This window comes from Pseudomonas sp. NY15356 (assembly GCF_048068175.1).
Taxonomy (GTDB): domain Bacteria; phylum Pseudomonadota; class Gammaproteobacteria; order Pseudomonadales; family Pseudomonadaceae; genus Aquipseudomonas; species Aquipseudomonas putida_K.
Window position 1 is genome coordinate 84,860 of record NZ_JBLUPW010000022.1, and the last position, 6,381, is coordinate 91,240.

Annotated in this window: 7 protein-coding genes; all 7 read right to left on the reverse strand. The window is 64.9% G+C overall.

The window, feature by feature from the left end; all coding sequences use genetic code 11:
- Positions 1 to 4: 4 nt before the first annotated feature.
- Positions 5 to 820 carry a zinc-dependent peptidase gene (locus tag ACNFCI_RS17515; RefSeq protein WP_368829829.1) on the reverse strand — a complete coding sequence of 272 codons (816 nt, stop codon included), beginning with the start codon at positions 818 to 820 and terminating at the stop codon, positions 5 to 7.
- 5 nt (positions 821 to 825) lie between these two features.
- Positions 826 to 1,473 (reverse strand): DedA family protein, encoded by a 648-nt coding sequence (locus tag ACNFCI_RS17520; protein ID WP_084857419.1) that lies wholly within the window; start codon positions 1,471 to 1,473, stop codon positions 826 to 828.
- A gap of 239 nt (positions 1,474 to 1,712) precedes the next feature.
- Positions 1,713 to 2,171 carry an N-acetyltransferase family protein gene (locus tag ACNFCI_RS17525; RefSeq protein WP_368829830.1) on the reverse strand — a complete coding sequence of 153 codons (459 nt, stop codon included), beginning with the start codon at positions 2,169 to 2,171 and terminating at the stop codon, positions 1,713 to 1,715.
- A gap of 106 nt (positions 2,172 to 2,277) precedes the next feature.
- Positions 2,278 to 3,096 carry an ethanolamine ammonia-lyase subunit EutC gene (gene eutC, locus ACNFCI_RS17530; protein WP_084857431.1) on the reverse strand — a complete coding sequence of 273 codons (819 nt, stop codon included), beginning with the start codon at positions 3,094 to 3,096 and terminating at the stop codon, positions 2,278 to 2,280.
- Positions 3,097 to 3,104: 8 nt separating this feature from the next.
- The gene (locus ACNFCI_RS17535) at positions 3,105 to 4,499 is read right to left on the reverse strand and encodes an ethanolamine ammonia-lyase subunit EutB (RefSeq protein ID WP_368829831.1); all 1,395 of its coding nucleotides are present in this window, start codon (positions 4,497 to 4,499) and stop codon (positions 3,105 to 3,107) included.
- Between the two features lie 48 nt (positions 4,500 to 4,547).
- Positions 4,548 to 5,996 (reverse strand): ethanolamine permease, encoded by a 1,449-nt coding sequence (gene eat / locus ACNFCI_RS17540; protein ID WP_084857425.1) that lies wholly within the window; start codon positions 5,994 to 5,996, stop codon positions 4,548 to 4,550.
- A gap of 171 nt (positions 5,997 to 6,167) precedes the next feature.
- A partial coding sequence (locus ACNFCI_RS17545; RefSeq protein WP_043101481.1) for an aldehyde dehydrogenase family protein occupies positions 6,168 to 6,381 on the reverse strand: 214 nt, incomplete at its 5' end.

Below are 6,381 nucleotides of genomic sequence, written 5' to 3' on the forward strand. Positions count from 1 at the left end.
CCCGTCAGGCGTGGGTTTCGCGGTACAGCGGGTGCTCGGCCTGCAACTGTTCCAGGCGCGCCAGCGGGTCTTGGCGGTAGAACAGCGACAGTTGTCGATAGACCTTGGGATAAGCCTGTTGCAGCAGGTCGGGGGCGCTGAAGAAGTACTCGCTGGTGACGGCGAAGAATTCCGCCGGGTTTTCCGCGGCGTAGGGGTCGATGGCGGTCTCCGCGTCGGGGTTGGCATCCAGTTGCCGGTTCATGTCATCGAAGGCTTGCTGCATGGCGTCGGCCCACTCTTGCACAGGCATGCCTTTGTGTAGCGGCGGTAGGCCGTTGGCGTCGCCGTTGAGCATGTCGAGCTTGTGGGCCAGCTCATGGATCACCAGGTTGTAGGCCTCCCAGCCACCGCTGGCCAGCACGCCGGGCCAGGCCAGGATCACCGGGCCCTGTTGCCAGGCCTCGCCGCTGTGCTCGGCATCCCAGGTGTGCTCCACACCGCTGGCGTCGCGATGGCGCTGGGGGCTGAGGAAGTCGTCGGGGTAGAGGATGATCTCATGAAAGCCCTGGTACCAGTCCAGATCGCCCAGGTGCAGCAGCGGCAGCTGGGCCTGGGCGGCGAGGAACAGGCGCTGCTCGTCGTCCAGCTCGACGCCGTGCAGGGCCGTCAGGTGCTTGTCGTGCAGGAACAATATGCAGGCTTCGCGCAGCCTGCGGTCTTCCTCGTCACTGATGCCGTCGAGCAGCGGCAGGCGCTCGCGCACGGTCTGCCACAGCTGTGGGGCAACCGGGTAGCGGGCCAGGGTGCGCCGGCGTCGCCAGGCGCGCAGCGACCACATGCTGTTTAGTGGGCCTTGGCCGCGCGGCCCAGGCGGCCGCGCAGCAGGCCGAGGATCATCGGCACCAGCGACAGGATGATGATCCCGACCACCATCAACGACAGGTGCTGCTTGATGAACGGCACATTGCCGAAGAAGTAGCCCAGGGTCACCAGGCCGCCCACCCACAAGAGCGAGCCGGCCACGCTGAAGGCCAGGAAGCGCGGGTAGTGCATGTGCGCGATGCCGGCGACGAACGGTGCGAAGGTACGCAGGATCGGCAGGAAGCGCGCCATGGTCACGGTCTTGCCGCCATGGCGTTCGTAGAAGTCGTGGGTACGCTGCAGGTAGTCGCGGCGGAAGATCTTCGAGTTCGGGTTGCGGAACAGGCGCTCGCCGGTGGTGCGGCCGATGACGTAGTTGGTGCTGTCACCCATGATCGCCGCGGCCATCAACAGACCAGCGAGCAGAACCGGGTCCATGCCGCCACCAGCGGCCACCGCGCCGGCAATGAACAACAGCGAATCACCGGGCAGGAAGGGCATGACCACCAGGCCGGTCTCGCAGAAGATCACTGCGAAGAGGATCGCGTAGATCCAGGGGCCGTAGTTGGTGACCAGCAGATCGAGATAGGCATCGAGATGCAGGATAAGGTCCAGCGGGTTGAATTCCATGTACAACACCTGTGTTCTGACCCGCGACTACGGGCGCACGATGACGGACTGTGCCAAGGGCGTAGGTTTGGTTACCTGCGGGTGGGTAAATTTTCACACATGACAGGAGGGGGCATTATACGGCGATGTCAGGAATGTGCCCGGAGAGTTTGTAGCGGCGGGTTTCCGCATGGCACCCCCTGCTCGTGTAGGAGCGGCCTTGTGCCGCGATCGGGCGCAAGGCCGCTCCTACACAGGTGTCAGTCCTGGGTAATCGGCAATATGTAGTTCTCGAACTCGGTGTCCTTGCGAAAACCGATCGACTCGTAGGTCTTGCGTGCCACGTCGTTGTCGCTGCTGGTGGAGACACGCATGCGCACGGCATTGGTGTCCTTGGCCATCTTCTTGGCTTCGCGCATCAGGTGGTCGGCCACCAGCATGCGCCTGGAGTCTTCGGCCACATAGATGTCGTTGAGGATCCACACGCGCTTGAGCGACAGCGAGGAGAAGCTCGGGTAGAGCTGGCAGAAGCCGAGGATGCGGCCGTCATCGTCGTCCGGCAGGGCCAGGTAGATCACCGCCTCATCGCGCTTGAGGCGTTTTTCCAGGAAGCTGCGCGAGCTGTCCGGGTAGGGCAGCTGCCCATAGAACTCGCGGTATTTCACGAACAAAGGGGTCAGCAGATCGAGGTGTTCCAGGGTTGCCTTGATGATGCGCATGTGCGGCCCTCAGAGTCCATTTGGGGAAACAGCGGATTGCCACGGCTTTGACTGCATGCTGCACAAAGCTGGCGTGAAGCGCAATCCGCCTGGTGTTACAGGTTTCTTACCCGTCCCCGAGCAGGAAATTGCCGCGTTTGCCGGGTGCGCCGTCCGTCTCGATGCTGTGCACCTCGGCTTCGTCCTTGAGGTTTACCCCGGAAAGCTGCCGACGGCAGGCCTCACGCATCAGGTACAGCAGGCGGTGGGCGGCCATGCCGTAGCTCAGGCCCTCCAGGCGCACGTTGGAGATGCAGTTGCGGTAGGCGTCGGTCAGGCCGACTTTGGGGCCGTAGGTGAAATACAGGCCCAGGCTGTCGGGCGAACTCAGGCCCGGGCGCTCGCCAATCAACATCACTGTCATGCGCGCGCCGAGCAGTTCGCCCACCTCGTCTCCGACCGCCACGCGGCCTTGCTCCACCAGCACCACCGGTGCGCTGGTCCAGCCGTCGGCAGCGGCCTGCTCTTCGAAGCGGGCCAGGAAGGGCAGGGTGTGGCGGTGCACGGCCAAGGCCGACAGGCCGTCGGCGACCACGATCGCCACATCGACGCCGCCCGGGTTGGCCTGGGCATGCTCGCGCAGGCGCTGGGCCGATGCATCGTCCAGGCGCCGGCCCAAGTCGGGGCGTTGCAGGTACTGGTCACGGTCGTTGGCAGCGCTGTGCAACAACAGGCTTTCGCGGCCACGGTCGGCCAGTTGCTGGCGCAGGCCGGCATGGTCGAACGGCAGGTGCACGGCATCGCGGGCCTGGGCGTGGGCGAACTGGAAGTCCAGCTGTGCGCCGGTCGGCAGGCTGATGCCGGTGCGACCCAGGGCGATGCGTGCCGGTGTCAGGTTGCGCAGGGCCAGCCAGGGGTTTTCAGGCGTGGTGGTCGGTCGGTCCATGGTCATCCCTATGCAAGCTGCGCCAGGGCTTGGCGGAAGGCTGGCGGCAAGTTGTCACCGAAGCGTACCCGGCCATCGGCCTGGGTGAAGATGCCGGTGCGTTCGAGCCAGGCCTCGAATTCCGGCCCAGGCTTGAGGCCTAGGGTCTGGCGCGCATAGAGCGCGTCATGGAACGAGGTGGTCTGGTAGTTGAGCATGATGTCGTCCGAGCCCGGGATGCCCATGATGAAGTTGATCCCGGCCACGCCCAGCAAGGTCAGCAGGGTGTCCATGTCGTCCTGGTCGGCCTCGGCATGGTTGGTGTAGCAGATGTCGCAGCCCATGGGCACGCCCAGTAGCTTGCCGCAGAAGTGATCCTCCAGGCCCGCGCGAATGATCTGCTTGCCGTTGTACAGGTACTCGGGGCCGATGAAACCGACCACAGTGTTGACCAGGAACGGGTTGAAATGCCGGGCCACGGCATAGGCGCGGGTTTCGCAGGTCTGTTGGTCGACGCCGTGGTGGGCGTTGGCCGACAGCGCGCTGCCCTGGCCGGTCTCGAAGTACATGAGGTTCTGGCCGACGGTGCCGCGCTTGAGCGAGAGGCCTGCCTCGTAGCCTTCCTGAAGCACGTTGAGGTTGATGCCGAAGCCGGCATTGGCCGCCTCGGTTCCGGCGATGGACTGGAACACCAGGTCCAGCGGCACGCCGCGGTTGATCGCTTCGATCGAGGTGGTGACGTGGGTGAGCACGCAGGCCTGGGTCGGGATCTGGTAGCGCTGGATGATGGCGTCGAGCATTTCCAGCAGGGCACAGATCGAGGTGATGCTGTCGGTGGCCGGGTTGATGCCGATCATGGCATCGCCATTGCCATAGAGCAGGCCGTCGAGGATGCTGGCGGCGATGCCCGCCGGCTCATCGGTGGGGTGGTTGGGCTGCAGGCGGGTCGACAGGCGCCCGCGCAAGCCCATGGTGCCGCGGAACCGGGTGACCACGCGGATCTTCTGCGCGGCCAGCACCAAGTCCTGGACGCGCATGATCTTCGACACCGCCGCGGCCATTTCCGGCGTCAGGCCCTTGGCCAGGGCGCGCAAGCTGTCTTCGTTGGCCTGTTCGCTCAGCAACCAGTCGCGCAGCCCTCCGACGGTCAGGTGGCTGACCGGGGCGAAGGCCTGGGCGTCGTGGGTGTCGATGATCAGCCGGGTGACTTCATCGCTTTCGTAGGGGATCAGGGCCTCGCTCAGGAAATGCTTGAGCGGAATGTCGGCCAGCGCCATCTGCGCGGCGACCCGTTCACCATCGTTGCTGGCCGCGACACCGGCCAGGAAGTCGCCCGAACGTGCCGGGCTGGCCTTGGCCATGACGTCCTTGAGGCTGTCGAAGCGGTAGACCTGGTTGCCTACCGTGTGTACGAAACTTGCCATACAGAATCTCCAGAGCGCCGCGGGCGTGCCCGCGGCGTAAGTCGGCGATCAGTGCAGGGCCTCTTCGGCCTTCTGGATCGCGGCGAATTCCTCTTCCGGCGTCCCCGCCACCAGGTGATGACGGCTGTAGAAAGCAAAGTAGGCAATTAATACCCCATAGATCACTGCGGCGCCAATCACCACCCGTGGGTCGACCAGGAAGCCGGCGACCACGGCCACGCAGGCCAGCACCAGGGCCAGGCCCGAGGTGAAGATGCCGCCCGGCGTACGGTAGGGGCGCTCCATCTTGGGGCGACGGATGCGCAGGGTGATGTGCGCAGCCATCATCAGCACATAGGAGAGGGTGGCACCGAACACGGCGACCAGGATCAATAGGTCACCCTGGCCGGTCAGCGACAGGGCGAAGCCGATGATCCCAGGGATCACCAGGGCCAGCACCGGGGCTTTGCTCTTGTTGGTCTCCGAGAGCTTGCGCGGCAGATAGCCGGCACGGGACAGCGCGAAGATCTGCCGCGAATAGGCATAGATGATCGAGAAGAAGCTGGCAATCAGGCCGGCCAGGCCCACCAAGTTGACGAAGCTGCCCATCCAGGTGGAGCCGCCGTAGGCCTTGGCCAGCGCCTCGACCAGCGGGTTGCCCGAGGCCTTCAGGGCTTCGGAGCCCGCACCGCCAGGGCCGACCACCAGGATCAGCAGGGCGAAGGCCACCAGCACCAGCATGGCGCCGATCAGGCCGCGCGGCAGGTCGCGGCGCGGGTTCTTGGTTTCCTCGGCGGCCAGGGGCACACCTTCGACGGCCAGGAAGAACCAGATGGCGTAGGGGATCGCCGCCCAGATACCGACATAGCCGAACGGCAGGAAGCTGCTGGCGCCGGCGGCGTCGGTCTGGGCGATGTCGAACAGGTTGGCTGCATCGAAATGGGGCACCATCGCCACCAGGAACACCGCCAGGGCGATCGCGGCGACGGCGGTGATGATGAACATCAGCTTGAGCGCTTCACCGACGCCGAAGATGTGGATGCCGATGAACACGATGTAGAACGCCAGGTAGACCATCCAGCCGCCGATGCCGAACAACGACTGGCAGTAGGCGCCGATGAAGGTGGCGATGGCCGCGGGCGCGATGGCGTACTCGATGAGGATCGCCGTGCCGGTGAGGAACCCTCCCCAGGGCCCGAAGGCGCTGCGGGCGAAGCCGTAGCCACCGCCGGCGGTCGGGATCATCGACGACAGTTCGGCCAGGGAAAAGCACATGCACAGGTACATGGTGGCCATCAGCAGGGTGGCCAGGAACATACCGCCCCAGCCGCCCTGGGCCAGGCCGAAGTTCCAGCCGGCATAGTCACCGGAGATGACGTAGGCCACGCCCAGGCCCACCAGCAGGACCCAGCCGGCGGCGCCTTTCTTCAGTTGTCGGTGTTGGAAATAGTCCGCGTCGACTTTTTCGAAGTCAACGGAGGAGCTTGCCGGCGCGCTGCCGGAATGATCGCTTGGCATGGTGTTCACCTTTTTTCTTCTTGATGACCGGCGGGGCGGTCTGTGGTGATCGGTTTTGCATGAAGTGGGCCAGATGGAGCGGGGCCGCTGCACGGCCCATCGCGGCACAAGGCCGCTCCTACCGGGAACGTGCTGCCACCTGTAGGAACGGGCTTGCCCCGCGACGCCCGTTTAGAAGAAGCCCAACGGGTTGATGTCGTAGCTCACCAGCAGGTTCTTGGTCTGCTGGTAATGGTCGAGCATCATCTTGTGCGTCTCACGCCCCACGCCGGATTTCTTGTAGCCACCGAACGCGGCATGGGCCGGGTACAGGTGGTAGCAGTTGGTCCATACGCGGCCGGCCTTGATGCCGCGACCCATGCGGTAGGCGCGGTTGATGTCACGG